Source organism: Allobosea minatitlanensis, from assembly GCF_964020775.1.
The window spans coordinates 4468893-4485537 of sequence record NZ_OZ224509.1 but is presented as its reverse complement, the minus strand read 5'-3'; the positions used below and the strand labels follow the sequence as shown (position 1 = coordinate 4485537).

Below are 16645 nucleotides of genomic sequence, written 5' to 3'. Positions count from 1 at the left end.
GAAAGCGCGGCCGACCGGCCTGCTCGGGGCCGATCCGCACCGGCGGCGGAGCGTGATCGAGGATGGGCGTGCCCCTGCGCCCCGGGCAGGGCACGCGGTGCCCGGGCGAGGATGCAAGCGCTCCGGCGTCATGGTAGAGCGGATCGCCGCGTCACTGCCTGCCGGATGCCGAAGCCACGATGAATCCGATCTTTTCCGCTCTTGAGACCAGCGTCTTCGAGGTCATGTCCCAGCTCGCGCGCGAGACCGGGGCGGTCAATCTGGGCCAGGGCTTCCCCGACGATCCCGGCCCGCTCGACGTCCGCCGGAAGGCGGCCGAGGCGGTCGTCGACGGCTGGAACCAGTATCCGCCGATGATGGGCCTGCCCGAGCTGCGCCAGGCGGTCGCGACCCATTACAGGCGCTGGCAGGGGCTCGATCTCGACCCGGAGCGCGAGATCATGGTGACCTCCGGCGCCACCGAGGCGATCGCGGGCGCCCTGATGGCGCTGGTGACGCCGGGCGACGAGGTCGTGCTGTTCGAGCCGATGTACGACGCCTATGTGCCGCTGGTGCGCCGCGCCGGCGGCATCCCGAAATTCGTGACGCTGACGCCGCCGCATTTCGGCCTGACCGAGGAGGCGCTGGCGAAGGCCTTCTCGCCGAAGACCCGCGTGGTGCTGTTCAACAACCCGCTCAACCCGACGGCGACAATCTTCAGCGCCGCCGATCTCGATCTGCTCGCCGCCTTCTGCAACCGCTACGACGCGATCGCGGTCTGCGACGAGGTCTGGGAGCATGTCGTCTTCGACGGCCATCGCCACGTCCCGGTGCTCGGGCGGCCGGACATGCGCGAGCGCTGCGTCAAGATCTCGTCGGCCGGCAAGATCTTCTCGCTCACCGGCTGGAAGGTCGGGCTGGTCATGGCGGCGCCGGCGATCATGCGCGTCCTCGCCAAGGCGCATCAATACATCACCTTCACCACCCCGCCGAACCTCCAGGCGGCCGTCGCCTACGGGCTGGGCAAGGAGGACGGCTATTTCGAGGGGATGCGGGCGGATTTCCAGCGCTCGCGCGACCGCTTCGCCACGGGCCTGGGCGATCTCGGCTTCCAGGTCCTGCCGAGCGCCGGCACCTATTTCCTCAATCTCGACATCGCGCCGCTCGGCGAGGCCGACGATGTCGATTTCTGCCGCCGGCTCGTCACGGAGAGCGGCGTCGCCGCGATCCCCGTCAGCGCCTTCTATGCGCAGGGAGCGGTGAAGACGGTCGTGCGCTTCTGCTTCGCCAAGCGCGACGCCACCCTCGACGCGGCGCTGGAGCGGCTCGCGGCCCGGCGTCCGCGCGGCTGACGCCGCTCAGCCGGAGATGATCCGGGTCGCCAGCGCGCCGGCGGCGGCCAGCCGCTTCTGCAGGGCTGCGGCGGCCGCGCCGCGGTCGGCCTGGCGGGCCGTCTCCACCGCCTCGACCATCTGGGCGAGCGCCCGCTGGGCGAGCTCCCTGTCCTTGCCGCGGCGCGCGAGCTGGAGCATGGCCTCGGCCTGCGCGGCGCGCGTCTCGGCCCAGAGCATCGGCACGCTCTCGCGCCGGCGCTCCTCCAGTGCCGTGTCGAAGGTGGCGATCGCCTCTTCCATCACCACCGGCTCGCTGTAGCGCTCGCCCATGGCGGCGAGGACGCGGCCCATCTCGTCCTGGAGCCCGGCCCAGCGCAGCGGCTCGGCGTCCCGCGCGACGGACTGGGCGACCCGGTTGAGGCCGTTGAAGGCGCGCTCGAGCAAAGCGAGGTCGTTGCGCCGGCTGCCGAGCAGCGTCCGGGCGCGGGAGATCATGTGCTCGGCCTCGAGCCAGCGCGCCTCGTCGCGGCTGCGGTCCCAGACGGCGAGCAGGGTGGCGAAGGCGGAGATCGCCTCCTCGAGCAGGGCCTCGTCCTGCCGCTCCTCGCCGAGCGCCAGGGCGAGCCGGCCGTGGCGCAGCTTCAGCGCGTGCCAGAGCGGCGGCGCCTCGTGGCGGTCGAGCGTGTCGAGCCCGCGCCGGCAGCGGGCCAGGGCCTCGTCGCGCGGCGCCGCCTCGCCGGTCAGCCGGGCGAGGCCTTCGAGCGCCTCGGCCCAGGCCTCCTCGGCCGCGGCGGCGGCGACCGAATCCGCGAGCGCGTCGAGCCCTTCGCGCAGGCGCCGCAGCGCGGCGATGGCGGCGTCGTAGCCGTCCCTCTCGTCGAAATCGGCGCCGATCCGCGTCAGCGCCCTGGCCTGGTCGAGCGCGGTTTCGCGGCTGCGCTCGATCGCGGCGAGGCCGATCAGCGTCGAAGCCTCGCCATAGCGGGCCGCGGCCTCGCGATAGGCCTCCGGCACGGCCCGCAGGAAGCTCAGCGCGGCCCGGTCGGCCCGGTTCTCGCCGATCAGCAGGCGGCGCTCGACCGGCAGGGCCGAGAGGTCGGAGGCGCCCGCGATGGCGTTGAGCTCGGCTTTCGCCAGGATCCTGTCGGCCTCGCCGAGGCGCCCGGCGGTGAGCGCGGCCGCGGCTTCGGCCCGCAGGCGGCGGATCTCGCTGTCTTCGATCGGCGCCGCGAGGCGCCGGATCAGGGCGAGCAGGTCCAGGGCCTTGCGCTCCAGCAGCGCCTCGTCCGGAGCGCTGACGCCGGAGCCGGAGAGCCAATCGCCGATCATCGCCGCCAGCGCGACCGGCGGCAGCGCATGGCGACCGGCCACCCGGGCCAGAAGCGGTGCGATCTCGTTCGACCGGCCGATGGCCGCCTCCTGCCCAGGGCTTCACCGGGTCGCCGTGTTTCGCGCGGGGCGGGGCGACCCGGCCCTTCATCGGGTGCACCGGCTGCCGGAAGGCGCAGGGCGCTTCCGCTCCGGTGCCCCGGCTCTATTTCGCCGCGATGACGGCGATCTCGACCGTGAACTGCGGCGCGGCGAGCTTGGCCTCGACCGTGGCGCGGCCCGGCGTCGCGCCGGCGACGACCCACTTGTCCCAGACGGCGTTCATCTCGGCGAAGGTCGAGATGTCGGACAGCCAGATATTGACCATCAGCAGCTTCGACTTGTCGGTGCCGGCCTCGGCCAGGAGCCCGTCGATGATGCTCAGGATCTCCTCGGTCTGCTCGCCGACGCTCTTGCCCGCGGCCTTGTCGCAGACCTGGCCGGCCAGATAGACGGTGTTGCCGTGAACCACGGCCTTGGACATGCGCGGGCCGACGCCGATACGCTGAATGCTCATCATCAATTCTCCTTGAACGGACCTCTCGCTGGTAGCCCGGCGCGGCCGGTTTCGCAATCGCCAACCGCCTTCAGGCGAGGCTCGCCCAGCCGGCCCAGAGCGCGGCGTAGCGCCCGGCCTTGCCGAGCAGCACCAGCAGGGCGAAACGCGGGAGCGGATAATGCAGCGTGCCGGCGACGAAGGTCAGCGGATCGCCGACGACCGGCAGCCAGGCCAGCAGCAGCGAAGGCCAGCCGAAGCGGGCGAACCAGCCCTGCGCCCGGCCGAGCCGGGCCGGGTCCGGCCGCAGCCGCGCCGGCAGGGCTTCGACGCCGCGCCGAGCCACCAGCCGGCCGAGCCACCAGTTGAGGACGGAGCCGGCCGCGTTGGCGAGGCTCGCCGTCAGGAACAGGGCGAGCGGGTCGACGCTCTTCGCCGCGAGCAGCCCGACGAAGACCGCCTCCGACTGCGCCGGCAGCAGCGTCGCGGCGACGAAGGCCGCGCCCGCCATGCCGGCGAGCGATGCGAGCGCTTCCATCGGCTCAGCCCCTGGCGGGGGAAGCCAGCTCGAAAGGGCCGGCCGGCCTTGCGAGCCCGATCGCTGCGGGCATCAAAGCCGCCTGAGCGCGACCTGCTGGATGCGGTGGCTCGCGCCCTTGGTCAGGATCAGGCTGGCGCGCTGGCGGGTCGGCAGGATGTTCTCCTGCAGGTTCGGCAGGTTGATGCCGTTCCACAGCTTCTCGGCGATGGAGAGCGCCTCCTCCTCGGCGATCTCGGCATATTTGCGGAAGAAGGAGCGCGGGTCGCGGAAGGCGGTCTGGCGCAGCGTCATGAAGCGGTTGACGTACCAGCGGTGCAGGTCGTTCTCGTCGGCGTCGAGATAGACCGAGAAGTCGAAATAGTCGGAGACGAAGGGGATCACCGTGCCGTCCTTCGGCATCCGGCTCGGCTGCAGCACGTTGAGCCCTTCGAGGATCAGGATGTCCGGCCGCTCGACCGTCACCGTCTCGCCCGGCACCACGTCGTAGACGAGGTGGGAATAGACCGGGGCCGTCACCTGCGGCTTGCCGGCCTTCACGTTGGAGAGGAAGCGCAGGATCGCCGCGCCGTCATAGCTCTCCGGGAAGCCCTTGCGCTGCATCAGCCCGCGCCGCTCCAGCTCGGCGTTGGGCAGGAGGAAGCCGTCGGTGGTGACGAGCTCGACCTTCGGCGTGTTCGGCCAGCGCGAGAGCAGCGCTTTCAGCACGCGCGCCGTGGTCGACTTGCCGACCGCGACCGAGCCGGCGACCCCGATGATATAGGGCACCTTGACCTTGGCCTCGGCCATCAGGAAGCGCTGCGTCGCCTTGAACAGCCCCTGCGTCGCCGCGACGTAGAGCGAGAGCAGCCGCGACAGCGGCAGGTAGATCGCCACGATCTCGTCGAGCGAGATCGGGTCGTTGAGCGATTGCAGCTTGGCGAGGTCGTCGACCGACAGCGTCAGCGGGGCATCGGCGCGCAGATGCGCCCATTCGTCGCGCGAGAAGACGCGGTAGGGCGAGATCAGGTCCCGTTCCGGCGGGGTGGCGATGAGACGCTGATCCATGACGCGGCCCGCGATCCAGGCTTCGAGATTCAACGCGAGATCATCCTTGGCGGAGTCCTTGGCAGGGTCATCCTCGGCGGGTCCTCGCGCTGCTCAACGCGGCCGGGCGGCCTTTTCCGCCAGGCCGGAACGGGCCGTCCGGGCCTCAAGCTGGCTCAAGACGTCTTGCAATGCAACATCGCGGGCCTTGAGCACGACCAAAAGATGATAGAGCACATCGGCGCTTTCGGCGATCAGCTCTGCGCGATCGCCCTTCACGGCGGCGATCACGGCCTCGACCGCCTCCTCGCCGAACTTCTTGGCGGCGCGCTCGGGCCCGGCGGCCAGGAGCTTCGCCGTCCAGGAGTCCTCGGGCGAGGCGGAGGCGCGCGCGGCGATGCGGGCTTCGAGATCGGCGAGGCTGAAGGTCATGCCGGCTGCTCCATCGTCATTCCGGGGCATTGCGCAGCAATGAGCCCGGAACCCATGAACACAGGTCGCGACCATTTCGCGCCGATGTGCGGAGCTGCGCCGGCCGCCTCGGTGTTCATGGGTTCCGGGCTCGGACCTGCGGTCCGCCCCGGAATGATGGAGCATTCCCGCATCATCAGTCGAGCCTCATCCGTAAGCCCGCCTGCGCCATATGCGCCTTGGCCTGCCCGATCGTGTAGGTGCCGAAATGGAAGATCGAGGCGGCGAGCACGGCCGAGGCGTGGCCCTCGCTGACGCCGGCGACGAGATCGTCGAGATCGCCGACGCCCCCCGAGGCGATGACCGGGACCGGGACCGCATCGGCGATGGCGCGCGTCAGGCCGAGATCGTAGCCGGATTTCGTGCCGTCGCGGTCCATCGAGGTGACGAGCAGCTCGCCCGCGCCCAGCGCGACGACCTCGCGGGCGAAGGCGACGGCCTCGATGCCGGTGGCGTTGCGCCCGCCATGGGTGAAGATCTCCCAGCGCCCGGGCGAGACCTGCTTGGCGTCGATGGCGACGACGACGCACTGGCCGCCGAATTTCTCCGCCGCTTCCTTGACGAAGAGCCGGTTGGTGACGGCGGCGGTGTTGATCGAGACCTTGTCGGCTCCGGCGAGCAGCAGGGCGCGGATGTCCTCGACCTTGCGCACGCCGCCGCCGACGGTGAGCGGCGTGAAGCAGGCCTCGGCCGTGCGCGTCACCACGTCGAGCAGGATGCCGCGGTCCTCGTGGCTCGCGGTGATGTCGAGGAAGCAGAGCTCGTCGGCCCCGGCGGCGTCATAGGCCTTGGCGGCCTCGACCGGATCGCCGGCATCGACGAGGTCGACGAACCGCACGCCCTTGACGACGCGGCCGTCCTTGACGTCGAGGCAGGGGATGATGCGTATCTTCAGCATGCTAGCTCACGAATGGCTGTTCCGCGCCCATGCCAGCTTTCTCTGACTATGTCATCTATGTTGACGAGAGCGGCGACCATGATCTGACATCGGTAGCCCAGAGCTATCCGATTTTCGTTCTGGCATTCTGTATCTTCAGGAAAGCGGACTACATTCGCAACGTGGTGCCGCAGATTCAGGAGTTCAAATTCCGCTGGTTCGGACATGACAACGTGATCTTGCACGAACACGAGATCCGCAAGCAGAAACCTCCGTTTAAATTCTTGCAGAACGAAGAGCGCCGAAAGCTGTTCATGCAGGAACTGACGCAGATACTCGAGAGGTGCCAGACGACCGTGATCGCATCGGTCATCGACAAGTCTCGCCTCGCGCGGCGTTATGCAGAGCCGGACAATCCATATCATATCGCCATGCAGTTTTGCATGGAGCGGACTCATCGGTTTCTGACCGAACAGGGGCAGGCTGGTCGCGCGACGACGATCATGTTCGAAAAGCGGGGCGAAAAGGAGGATGCCAAGCTGGAGCTGGAATTCCGCCGCATCAAGGATGGTGCGAACTTTGGCGGGACCGCTATGGCCGATCTGGATATCCGCTTGGTTGACAAGAGGGCGAATTCGTCCGGGCTTCAGATCGCGGATCTTTTCGCGCGGCCGATTGGAATCAAGACGCTTCGACCCGAGCAACCGAACCGTGCTTACGATATTATCGCAATGAAATTTCGACGGAGCGCTACTGGGGAAATACGAGGCTACGGCCTCAAGCTGTTCCCATAAGCGAAAGGCCCCGGTCGAAACCGAGGCCCAGCGCCGACCGGGAACAACCCCCAGTCCATTTAAGCAAACAGATAGTGAACGGATTCAACGTTGTCAAGAACCTCTTGACTCAAGAGTCGATTCGAGTCCGCGCGTTGAGTCGCTTCAGCGCCGCGGCGGGGTCGATGCGCCCGTCATAGAGCGCCCGGCCGGTGATGGCGCCTTCGAGGATCGCCGCGTCGGCTGCGCAGAGGCGCTCGATATCGGCCATCGAGGCGAGCCCGCCCGAGGCGATCACCGGGATCGAGACGGCCTTCGCCAAGGCGATCGTGCCGTCCCAGTTGATGCCCTGGAGCATGCCGTCGCGGGCGATGTCGGTGTAGATGATGGCGGCGACGCCGGCATCCTCGAAGCGCTTGCCGAGATCGGCGGCCGACAGCGTCGAAGTCTCGGCCCAGCCTTCGACCGCGACATAGCCGTCGCGCGCGTCGATGCCGACCGCGACCCGGCCCGGAAAGGCCTTCGCCGCCTCGCGCACGAAGCCGGGATCGCGCACCGCCGCCGTGCCGATGATGACGCGGCGGACGCCCTTCTCGAGCCAGCCGGCCACGGTCTTCATGTCGCGGATGCCGCCGCCGAGCTGCACCGGGAAGGCGACGCGGGCGAGGATGCCCTCGACCGCCGCCGCGTTCATCGGCTTGCCGGCGAAGGCGCCGTCGAGGTCGACGACATGCAGCCACCGGAAGCCTTGCGCCTCGAAGGCGACGGCCTGCGCGGCCGGGTCGTCGTTGAAGACCGTGGCCTGCGCCATGTCGCCCTGCTTCAGGCGGACGCAGCGGCCTTCCTTGAGATCGATCGCGGGAAAGAGGATCACGGCTTCCAGCCCAGGAAATTGGCGATGAGCCTGAGGCCGAGCGCCTGGCTCTTCTCCGGATGGAACTGCGTGCCGGCGATGTTGTCGCGCCCGACCATCGCCGTCACCGGCCCGCCATGGTCGGTCAGCGCGACGATCTCCTCGGCATGCGCCGGGGTCAGGGCATAGGAGTGCACGAAATAGGCGTGCAGCCCCTGCGGGCCGGTCTCGATGCCGGCGAGCAGCGGGTGCTCCTTCTGCTTGTGCAGCGTGTTCCAGCCCATATGCGGGATCTTCAGGCTCTCGTCCTGCGGTTCGATCAGCGCGACATCGCCCGCGATCCAGCCGAGGCCCTCCGTCACGCTGTGCTCGAGCCCGCGCGAGGCGAGGAGCTGCATGCCGACGCAGATGCCGAGGAAGGGCCGGCCTCCGCTCCGCACGACCTCCTCCAGCGCCTCGACCATGCCGGGCACGGCGTCGAGCCCGCGCCGGCAGTCGGCGAAGGCGCCGACGCCGGGCAGCACGATGCGGTCGGCCGCACGCACGACGCGCGTGTCGCTGGTGACATGGATGGCCGAGGCGATGCCGGTCTCGGCCGCCGCACGCTCGAAGGCCTTCGCGGCCGAGTGCAGGTTGCCCGAGCCGTAGTCGATGATCGCGACGGACTGGCTCATCGCCCCTGCGCCTCCGGGAAGAGGCCGATGATCGGCAGCGGTCCGCTCGGCCGGGCGGCTCCTGCCGGCTGCGCCGCCGGGGACGGCAGCGCCGGCCCGTCGGCGAGCGCGCGCTCGAAATAGCGGCGCTCGGCCTCGGCCAATGTCCGCGCCTCGACCACGTCGGCGAGCTGCCAGCCCTTCCGGGCGAGCTTGCGGACGACGAGATTGCGGCCCTCGATGCCGAGGAACAGCGCGATCGCCCAGTAGATCAGCGAGAGCGCGCTCAGATGGAAGCCGAAGCGGCTGTGGACGACGATCACCGCCCCCCAGATCAATGCGAGGAGCAGCGTCGCCAGCCAGAGGCGCTGGCCGAGCAGCCAGAGCCCGTGGAACAGGAACGCGCCCCAACTGAAGCCGTCCGGGATCACCCGCGCCCGCTCGATCGCCTCGCGCCCGCCCCCCTCGGCGGAGGGCGGCGTCATCACCGTGTAGAACGCCATGGCCTTCTCCTAGAGCGCGCCCTTGGTCGAGGGAACGCGGCCGCCTTCGCGCGGATCCACCTCCAGCGCCTGCCTGAGTGCCCGCGCCAGCCCCTTGAAGCAGCTCTCGGCGATATGGTGGGCGTTGTCGCCATAGAGCGTCTCGACATGGAGCGTGAGCCCCGCATTGATGGCGAAGGCCTGGAAGAACTCGCGCACCAGCTCGGTGTCGAAGGTGCCGATCTTCTGCGCCTCGAATGCGGTGCGGAAGACGAGGAAGGGCCGGCCCGAGACGTCGACCGCGACGCGGGTCAGGGCCTCGTCCATCGGCAGATGCACATCGGCATAGCGGCGGATGCCCTTCTTGTCGCCGAGCGCCTGCTTCAGGGCTTCGCCGAGCGCGATGCCGGCATCCTCGACCGAGTGGTGGTCGTCGATATGGGTATCGCCCTTCACCACGACCTTGAGGTCGATCAGCGCATGGCGGGCGAACAGGTCGAGCATATGGTCGAAGAAGCCGACGCCGGTGGCGATCTCGGCCTTGCCGGTGCCGTCGATCGTGAGCGAGACCGCGATGTCGGTCTCGTTGGTGCGGCGCTTCACTTCGCCCGAACGCATGCTGGCCTCTCAAGCCCTGGCTGAAGACGGCCCCGCTTTAGCAGGGGCGGGCGATGATGACTACAGGCGCGCGTTTCGTGCCGTCAGGCCAGCCCCTTCAGCCGGTAGAGCGCTTCCAGCGCCTCGCGCGGCGTCATCTCGTCGGGCTCGACCCCGGCCAGCGCCTCGCGCAGCGCGTCGGGCTGGCCTTCCGGGTCGGCCGGCGCCGGCCGGCGCTGCGGCGCGGCGAAGAGCGGCAGGTCGTCGACCAGCGAGGCGACCGGCTTCTCGCGCTCGGTCTTCTCCAGCTCGCCGAGGATGGCGCGGGCCCGCTCGACCACGGCCGGCGGCAGCCCGGCGAGCTTGGCGACCTGGATGCCGTAGGAGCGGTCGGCCGCGCCCGGCACGACCTCGTGCAGGAAAACGACCTCGCCCTTCCATTCGGTGACGCGCACCGTGGCGTTGGCGACGCGGTCGAGCCTGTCCCCGAGCGCCGTGAGTTCGTGATAATGCGTCGCGAACAGGCTGCGGCAGCGATTGACCGCGTGCAGATGCTCGATCGCCGCCCAGGCGATGGACAGCCCGTCGAAGGTCGCGGTGCCGCGGCCGATCTCGTCGAGGATGACCAGCGCGCGCGGCCCGGCCTGGTTCAGGATCGCCGCGGTCTCGACCATCTCGACCATGAAGGTCGAGCGGCCGCGCGCGAGATCGTCGGCGGCGCCGACGCGCGAGAACAGCCGGTCGACGATGCCGATATGGGCCTTCGCCGCCGGGACGAAGGAGCCCATCTGCGCCAGCACCGCGATCAGCGCGTTCTGGCGCAGGAAGGTCGACTTGCCGGCCATGTTCGGGCCGGTGATCAGGCAGATGCGCCCGCCCTGCGCCTCGGCGCCGGGCGGCGACAATTCGGTGTCGTTGGCGACGAAAGGCTTGCCGTCGCGCTTCAGCGCCGCCTCGACGACCGGGTGGCGGCCGCGCTCGATGGCGAAGGCCGCGCCCGAATCGATGACGGGCCGGCTCCAGCCCTCGCGGGCGGCGAGGTCGGCCAGCGCCGCGACGACGTCGAGCCCGGCCAGCGCCAGCGCCGCCGCCTTGATCGGCTCGGCCTGCGCCAGCACCATCTCGGTCAATTGCGCGAAGATGGCGAGTTCGAGCTTCAGCGCCCGGTCGGCGGCGGAGGCGATCTTGGCTTCGAGCTCGGACAATTCGACCGAGGAGAAGCGCATCGCGTCGGACATGGTCTGGCGGTGCACGAAGGTGGCGCGCCAGGGCTCCTTCAGGAACTCCTCGCCCATCGCCTGCGGCACCTCGACGAAATAGCCGAGCATGGCGTTGTGCTTGATGCGCAGCGTCCGGCAGCCGGTCTCGGCCGCATAACGGGCCTGGAGCTGGGCGATGACCTTGCGCGAATCGACCTGGAGCAGGCGCAATTCGTCGAGCGTGGCGTCGTGGCCCTCGCGCACGAAGCGGCCGTCGCGGCGGTTGAGCGGCAGCTCTTCCGCCAGCGCCGCCTCGAGACGGATCGGCAGGTCGGGATCGGTCTCGCCGAGCGCGCGGGTGGCGCGCGCCAGCTCCGTCGGCAGGTCGCCCCGGCGCACGAGCAGGCCCGCGACCTTGCGGGCGGCGGTGAGCCCGGCCCCGAGCGCGGCGAGGTCGCGCGGGCCGCCGCGGTCGAGCGACAGCCGGGCCAGTGCGCGCGCCACGTCCGGCACCTTCTCCAGCGCGCGGCGCAGATCCTCGCGCAGGCCCCCGTCCGCGACCAGAAGCGCGACGGCGTCGTGGCGCGCGGCGATCGCGGCCGGCTCGGTCAGCGGACCGGCGAGCCATTCGGCCAGCAGGCGGGCACCGCCCGGGGTGACCGTGCGGTCGATGGTGGCGAGCAGGCTGCCCTGGCGCTCGCCGCCGAGGGTGCGGGTCAGTTCCAGATTGGCGCGGGTCGCGGCGTCGATCAGCATCGTGGCCGAGCCGGAATCGCGCACCGGCGCCGAGAGCGGCGGCCGGGCGCCGAGCTGGGTGCGCTCGACATAGGCGAGCGCGGCGCCGGCCGCGGCGATCTCGGCGCGGCTGAAGCTGCCGAAGGCGTCGAGCGTGGCGACGCCGAAGAACTCCTTCAGGCGCCGTTCGGCCGAGGCCGCATCGAGCCCGTCGCGGGCGAGCGGCGTCACCGGCACCGCGATCTCGCGCCAGAACTCCTTCAGCTCGGGATCGTCATGGATCGCGTCGGGGCAGACGATCTCGCGCGGCTCCAGCCGCGAGAACTCGATGGCGAGCCGCTCCTGCGGCGTCTCCATCACGGTGAAGCGGCCGGTCGAGATGTCGATCGCGGCGAGGCCGTAGAGCGAGGCCGCCTCGCCGGTCTTCCGCCGGGCGACGGCGACCAGCAGGCTGGCGCGGCCGGGCTCGAGCAGCCGCTCCTCGGTGATGGTGCCGGGGGTCACGAGGCGCACGACGTCGCGCTTCACCACCGATTTGTTGCCGCGCTTCCTGGCCTCGGCCGGGTCCTCGGTCTGCTCGCAGACGGCGACGCGGTGGCCGGCGGCGATCAGGCGCTGGAGGTAGTCGTCGGCGCGCTCGACCGGCACCCCGCACATCGGGATGTCGTCGCCCTGATGCTTGCCGCGCTTGGTCAGCACGATGCCGAGCGTGCGCGAGGCGATCTCGGCGTCCGTGAAGAACAATTCGTAGAAATCGCCCATCCGGTAGAACAGCAGGCAGTCCGGATTGGCGGCCTTGATCTCGATATATTGCGCCATCATCGGCGTGACGCGCTCGGGCGCGGCCGGGGCGGCGGCCGAGGCGGCGGCAAGGGGCGTTTCGGAGGGAGGGCTGTGGCGCATCGCGCGGCACGCTAGCAAAATGCGCGACCGAGGCCATCCGTTAGGAGGGCTTTCAACAATTGAAAGCAGAATGGCGCCACCGAATTCCGGCGGAAGGCCGCCCGTTTGCTGATCAACCTCGTCCAGAGCCTGTTCTTTCTGCTGTTCGCCGGGCTGGTGCTGACGGTGATCGCGCCCTGGCTCGACGGCCGCGGCTGGCTGCGCTCCGGCGTGGTCGGCCTGCTCTTCGCCGGCGGCGCGCTGGTCAGCATGGCGAACCCCGTCGCGATCCATCCGGGCCTGTTCATCGATTCGCGCAACACCTTCGTCATCCTGGCGGGACCGATCGGCGGGCCGTGGGCGGCCGTGCTGACCGCGCTGCCGCTGGCCGTGGCGCGCTACGCCATGGGCGGGGTCGGCATGGCGACCGGCCTCGGCGGCATCGGGCTGCGCATGCTGATCGGCATGGCTTTCGCGGTCTGGCTGGCGCGGCGCCGGCGCCCGCTGGCGCTGCGCGACCTGCTCCTGCTCTGCGGGCTCGACGCGGTCTGCCTGCTGGCCTCCGCCCCTTTCATCCCGGGCGATGCCGGCGAGCGCTTCCTGCGCGAGGCGGTGCCGGCGATGACCCTGGTCAGCGCGGTCGGCATCCTCCTCACCGGCATCGTCGTGATCCATGACGACGACCGCCGCGAGACCGCCTACCGGCTGCGGACGCTGATCCAGCGCGCGCCCGGCACGCTCTACCAGTGCCTGCTCCGGCCGGACGGCACCTTGTCCTACCGCTTCGCCTCCTTCGCCATCGACAAGGCTCTCGGACTGGCGCGCGCGGATGTCGAGCGCGATCCGGAGGTCTGGCTCGGCAAGATGTTCGCGGAGGATCGCGCCCGCTTCGAGCGCCAGCGCGGGGAGGATATGGCCGCCAGCCAGGTCTGGCGCTTCGAGGGCCGCTACCATGCGCCCGATGGCGGGACGGTCTGGCTGCGCAGCGAATCGACGCGGCGCCGGCTCGCCGATGGCTGCTTCGTCTGGGACGGGATCCTGCTCGACGTCACGGCCGAGAAATCGCTGGAGGCGCGCCGCGACGAGATCGAGGCGCTGCGCCGGACGGCGCTCGACGAGCTCGCCGGCGATCTCGAGCGCACCGTCGGCATGGCGCTGGGCGATGTCGGCGAGGCGATCCGCGACATGCACGAGGCAGCCGGGCAGATGGTCGACAGCGCCACCCAGACGACGCAGCGCGCCGACGGCGTCACCCAGGAGGCGGGCAGCGCCTCGCGGCGCGTCGGCAGCGTGGCCGTGGCGGCGGAGGAGATCGAGGCCTCGATCCGCGAGCTGACCCGCCAGGTCGGCCATGCCGACGAGACGGTCCGCGCCGCGGCGCTCTATGTGCGCAGCACGCGGCAGGACATGGCGGGCCTCGCCGAGGCCGCCGACAAGGTCCGCGCCGTGCTCGACTTCATCGAGGAGATCGCCGCCCGCACCAATCTGCTCGCGCTCAACGCGACCATCGAGGCCGCCCGCGCCGGCGCGGCCGGCCGCGGCTTCGCGGTCGTCGCGGGCGAGGTGAAGACGCTGGCCGAGCAGACGCAGACCGCGACCCGGGACATCGCCGCGACCCTGAGCGACATCCGGCAGGCGGCCGCGGCCACCTTCGACGCGGTGAGCCGGATCCAGGATACGATGACCACGATCGAGGAGACCTCCGGCGCCATCGCCGCGGTGGTCAACCGCCAGGCCGACATCGCGACCGGCATCGCGGCGGACGCCCAGGCCGTCGCCGCCAGCGCCGACGGCGTCAGCACCAATATCGGCGCGGTGGGGGCCGAGGCGCGCGTCACCGGCGACGCCGCCCTGCGGGTCGCCGACGCCGCCCGCAAGGTCGACGAGCAGGCCGAGGCCCTCGACCGCTATGTCGGGGACTTCGTGAAGCGGGTCCGCGGGCGGCTCTGAGCCGGCTGGCGATTTTATCGATTCCGGCAGGGGTCCTGGCGAACGGCGCTGCTTGTGGAGCGGCGCCGCGGTGCCCTATGGTCGGTTCCCCCGAGGAAACGCTCAAGAAAAAAGACGCCTTCCATGACCGATCGCCCGACGACGCGAAAACGCCCGACCTTCACCGACCAGGAGGCGTTGCTCTTCCACGCGCAAGGACGGCCCGGCAAGCTCGAGATCGTGCCGACCAAGCCGATGGCGACCCAGCGCGACCTGTCGCTCGCCTATTCGCCGGGCGTGGCCGTGCCGGTGCTGGCGATCGCCGAGGACCCGTCGCGCGCCTATGACTACACCACCCGCTCCAACCTCGTCGCCGTGATCACCAACGGCACCGCCATCCTGGGCCTCGGCAATCTCGGCGCGCTCGCCGCCAAGCCGGTGATGGAAGGCAAGTCGGTGCTGTTCAAGCGCTTCGCCGACGTCGATTCGATCGATCTCGAGATCGACACCGAGGACCCGGACAAGTTCATCGAGGCCGTGCGCTATCTCGGCCCCTCCTTCGGCGGCATCAATCTCGAGGACATCAAGGCCCCGGAATGCTTCATCATCGAGCAGCGCCTGCGCGAGCTGATGGACATCCCCGTCTTCCATGACGACCAGCACGGCACCGCCATCATCGCCGCCGCCGGCCTGATCAACGCGCTCGACCTCACCGGCCGCGACATCACCTCGACCAGGCTCGTCATCAACGGCGCCGGCTCCGCCGCCATCGCCTGTATCGAGCTGCTCAAGGCGATGGGCTTCAAGCCCGACAACGTCATCCTCTGCGACACCAAGGGCGTGATCTACCAGGGCCGCACCGAGGGCATGAACCAGTGGAAATCGGCCCATGCCGCCGTCACCGACCGGCGCACGCTGGCGCAGGCGATGGAGGGGGCCGACGCCTTCTTCGGCCTGTCGCAGAAGGGCTCGGTGACCAAGGAGATGGTCGCCGCGATGGCGCCGAACCCGATCATCTTCGCCATGGCCAATCCCGACCCGGAGATCACGCCGGAGGAGGTCGCGGAGGTGCGCGACGACGTCATCATGGCGACCGGCCGCTCCGACTACCCGAACCAGGTCAACAACGTCCTCGGCTTCCCCTTCATCTTCCGCGGGGCGCTCGACGTGCGGGCGACGACGATCAACATGGAGATGAAGATCGCCGCGGCCGAGGCGCTGGCGAGGCTCGCCCGCGAGGACGTGCCCGACGAGGTCGCGGCCGCCTATCAGGGCGCCCGCCCGCGCTACGGCAAGGACTACATCATCCCCGTGCCGTTCGATCCGCGCCTGATCCAGGTCGTGCCGATGGCGGTGGCCAAGGCGGCGATGGAGACCGGCGTCGCCGGCAAGCCGATCGTCGACACCAAGGCCTACAAGGCGCATCTCTCCGCCCGGCGCGACCCGATCGCCGGCACGCTGAACGGCATCTTCGAGCGGGTGCGGCGCTATCCCAAGCGCGTCGTCTTCGCCGAGGGCGAGGAGGAGCAGGTCATCCGCGCCGCCGCCTCCTTCGTCAGCCAGGGGCTCGGCCAGGCCATCCTCGTCGGCCGCGACGAGCGCATCTACGAGACGGCGGCCTTCCTCGGCGTCGATCTCGAGGCCAAGGGCATCGAGGTGCAGAACGCCCGGCTCTCGCGCCGCAACGCGGCCTATGCCCAGTATCTCTACGAGCGGCTGCAGCGCGAGGGCTATCTGATCCGCGACTGCCAGCGCCTGATCAACCAGGACCGCAACCATTTCGCCGCCGCCATGGTGGCGCTCGGCGACGCCGATGCGATGGTGACGGGCGTCACCCGCAACTACTCGATCGCGTTGGAGGAGGTCCGGCGCGTCATCGACGAGAAGCCGGGGCACAGGCTGATCGGCGTCTCGATCGTGATCTCGCGCGAGCGCACCGTCCTGGTCGCCGACACCGCGATCACCGAGATGCCGACGGCGCGGGAACTGGCCGACATCGCGATCGAGGCGGCCGGGGTCGGCCGGCGCCTCGGCTACGAGCCGCGGGTCGGCATGCTCGCCTTCTCGACCTTCGGCCATCCGGCGGGCGAGCGCTCCGAGAAGGTGCGCGAGGCGGTGAAGCTGCTCGACGGCCAGCGCGTCGACTTCGAATATGACGGCGAGATGGCGGCCGATGTCGCGCTCAACCGCGAGCTCATGAGCCAGTATCCGTTCTGCCGCCTGTCGGGGCCGGCCAATGTGCTGGTGATGCCGGCCTTCCACTCCGCCTCGATCTCGACCAAGCTCCTGCAGGAGCTCGGCGGCTCGACGGTGATCGGGCCGCTGATCGTCGGCCTCGACAAGCCGGTGCAGATCGTGCCGCTCGGCGCCAAGGATTCCGACATCGTCAACATGGCGGCGCTGGCGGCCTTCAACATCGGCGGCTGAGGACGGAACGCGCCGGGCCGGACGTC

General features: G+C 70.1%; 15 protein-coding genes. 4 read left to right on the top strand and 11 right to left on the bottom strand.

All coding sequences use genetic code 11. The annotated features are described in order from the left end of the window. Nucleotides 1-179: 179 nt before the first annotated feature. On the top strand, nt 180-1331 hold the full coding sequence (locus tag ACWH43_RS21985; RefSeq protein WP_158446891.1) for an aminotransferase: 1152 nt from the start codon (nt 180-182) through the stop codon (nt 1329-1331). 6 nt (nt 1332-1337) lie between these two features. Here ACWH43_RS21985 and ACWH43_RS21980 read toward each other — a convergent pair whose 3' ends face one another. From ACWH43_RS21980 to hisF, 6 genes are all read right to left on the bottom strand, one after another. Continuing rightward, on the bottom strand, nt 1338-2684 hold the full coding sequence (locus tag ACWH43_RS21980; protein ID WP_158448300.1) for a hypothetical protein: 1347 nt from the start codon (nt 2682-2684) through the stop codon (nt 1338-1340). Between the two features lie 163 nt (nt 2685-2847). Then, entirely contained in the window at nt 2848-3198 is a 351-nt protein-coding gene (locus ACWH43_RS21975; protein WP_158448299.1) for a RidA family protein, read from the bottom strand. 70 nt (nt 3199-3268) lie between these two features. Next, nucleotides 3269-3715: a YqaA family protein gene (locus ACWH43_RS21970; protein ID WP_158443498.1), complete on the bottom strand. Its 447-nt coding sequence runs from the start codon at nt 3713-3715 to the stop codon at nt 3269-3271. A gap of 72 nt (nt 3716-3787) precedes the next feature. Then, nucleotides 3788-4762 (bottom strand): type I pantothenate kinase, encoded by a 975-nt coding sequence (gene coaA / locus ACWH43_RS21965; RefSeq protein ID WP_448153670.1) that lies wholly within the window; start codon nt 4760-4762, stop codon nt 3788-3790. A 93-nt stretch (nt 4763-4855) separates the two neighbouring features. Beyond that, nucleotides 4856-5173 carry a phosphoribosyl-ATP diphosphatase gene (locus tag ACWH43_RS21960; protein WP_158443500.1) on the bottom strand — a complete coding sequence of 106 codons (318 nt, stop codon included), beginning with the start codon at nt 5171-5173 and terminating at the stop codon, nt 4856-4858. Nucleotides 5174-5348: 175 nt separating this feature from the next. Next, complete coding sequence (hisF, locus tag ACWH43_RS21955; protein ID WP_158443497.1) at nt 5349-6110, bottom strand: imidazole glycerol phosphate synthase subunit HisF; 762 nt, start codon at nt 6108-6110, stop codon at nt 5349-5351. 29 nt (nt 6111-6139) lie between these two features. Between hisF and ACWH43_RS21950 the strand changes: the two genes are divergently transcribed. Then, entirely contained in the window at nt 6140-6883 is a 744-nt protein-coding gene (locus tag ACWH43_RS21950) for a DUF3800 domain-containing protein (RefSeq protein WP_158443496.1), read from the top strand. A 109-nt stretch (nt 6884-6992) separates the two neighbouring features. Here the strand turns inward: ACWH43_RS21950 and hisA are convergent, their stop codons facing one another. The 5 genes from hisA to mutS all read right to left on the bottom strand — a co-directional run bounded on the left by hisA (nt 6993) and on the right by mutS (nt 12284). After that, nucleotides 6993-7745 carry a 1-(5-phosphoribosyl)-5-[(5-phosphoribosylamino)methylideneamino]imidazole-4-carboxamide isomerase gene (gene hisA, locus ACWH43_RS21945; protein WP_158443495.1) on the bottom strand — a complete coding sequence of 251 codons (753 nt, stop codon included), beginning with the start codon at nt 7743-7745 and terminating at the stop codon, nt 6993-6995. Then, nucleotides 7733-8389 carry an imidazole glycerol phosphate synthase subunit HisH gene (hisH, locus tag ACWH43_RS21940; protein WP_158443494.1) on the bottom strand — a complete coding sequence of 219 codons (657 nt, stop codon included), beginning with the start codon at nt 8387-8389 and terminating at the stop codon, nt 7733-7735. The genes hisA and hisH overlap by 13 nt, the downstream gene beginning before the upstream one ends. Beyond that, nucleotides 8386-8871 carry a DUF2628 domain-containing protein gene (locus ACWH43_RS21935; protein ID WP_158443493.1) on the bottom strand — a complete coding sequence of 162 codons (486 nt, stop codon included), beginning with the start codon at nt 8869-8871 and terminating at the stop codon, nt 8386-8388. The genes hisH and ACWH43_RS21935 overlap by 4 nt, the downstream gene beginning before the upstream one ends. Before the next feature lie 9 nt (nt 8872-8880). Then, nucleotides 8881-9468 carry an imidazoleglycerol-phosphate dehydratase HisB gene (gene hisB, locus ACWH43_RS21930; protein WP_158443492.1) on the bottom strand — a complete coding sequence of 196 codons (588 nt, stop codon included), beginning with the start codon at nt 9466-9468 and terminating at the stop codon, nt 8881-8883. An 83-nt stretch (nt 9469-9551) separates the two neighbouring features. Further along, nucleotides 9552-12284 carry a DNA mismatch repair protein MutS gene (mutS, locus tag ACWH43_RS21925; protein ID WP_158443491.1) on the bottom strand — a complete coding sequence of 911 codons (2733 nt, stop codon included), beginning with the start codon at nt 12282-12284 and terminating at the stop codon, nt 9552-9554. Between the two features lie 105 nt (nt 12285-12389). Between mutS and ACWH43_RS21920 the strand changes: the two genes are divergently transcribed. Both ACWH43_RS21920 and ACWH43_RS21915 read left to right on the top strand, forming a co-directional pair. After that, a complete protein-coding gene (locus tag ACWH43_RS21920; protein WP_158448298.1) occupies nt 12390-14213 on the top strand; it encodes a methyl-accepting chemotaxis protein in 1824 nt (607 codons plus the stop codon). A 123-nt stretch (nt 14214-14336) separates the two neighbouring features. Continuing rightward, entirely contained in the window at nt 14337-16619 is a 2283-nt protein-coding gene (locus ACWH43_RS21915; RefSeq protein WP_158443488.1) for an NADP-dependent malic enzyme, read from the top strand. Nucleotides 16620-16645: the final 26 nt, after the last annotated feature.

What these genes read in the sequence shown, in the direction of transcription:
- ACWH43_RS21985 (WP_158446891.1), top strand. Translation starts at nt 180, where the DNA reads ATGAATCCGATCTTTTCCGCTCTTGAGACCAGCGTCTTCGAGGTCATG.
- ACWH43_RS21975 (WP_158448299.1), bottom strand. Translation starts at nt 3,198, where the DNA reads ATGAGCATTCAGCGTATCGGCGTCGGCCCGCGCATGTCCAAGGCCGTG.
- ACWH43_RS21970 (WP_158443498.1), bottom strand. Translation starts at nt 3,715, where the DNA reads ATGGAAGCGCTCGCATCGCTCGCCGGCATGGCGGGCGCGGCCTTCGTC.
- coaA (WP_448153670.1), bottom strand. Translation starts at nt 4,762, where the DNA reads ATGGATCAGCGTCTCATCGCCACCCCGCCGGAACGGGACCTGATCTCG.
- ACWH43_RS21960 (WP_158443500.1), bottom strand. Translation starts at nt 5,173, where the DNA reads ATGACCTTCAGCCTCGCCGATCTCGAAGCCCGCATCGCCGCGCGCGCC.
- hisF (WP_158443497.1), bottom strand. Translation starts at nt 6,110, where the DNA reads ATGCTGAAGATACGCATCATCCCCTGCCTCGACGTCAAGGACGGCCGC.
- ACWH43_RS21950 (WP_158443496.1), top strand. Translation starts at nt 6,140, where the DNA reads ATGCCAGCTTTCTCTGACTATGTCATCTATGTTGACGAGAGCGGCGAC.
- hisH (WP_158443494.1), bottom strand. Translation starts at nt 8,389, where the DNA reads ATGAGCCAGTCCGTCGCGATCATCGACTACGGCTCGGGCAACCTGCAC.
- ACWH43_RS21935 (WP_158443493.1), bottom strand. Translation starts at nt 8,871, where the DNA reads ATGGCGTTCTACACGGTGATGACGCCGCCCTCCGCCGAGGGGGGCGGG.
- hisB (WP_158443492.1), bottom strand. Translation starts at nt 9,468, where the DNA reads ATGCGTTCGGGCGAAGTGAAGCGCCGCACCAACGAGACCGACATCGCG.
- mutS (WP_158443491.1), bottom strand. Translation starts at nt 12,284, where the DNA reads ATGCGCCACAGCCCTCCCTCCGAAACGCCCCTTGCCGCCGCCTCGGCC.
- ACWH43_RS21915 (WP_158443488.1), top strand. Translation starts at nt 14,337, where the DNA reads ATGACCGATCGCCCGACGACGCGAAAACGCCCGACCTTCACCGACCAG.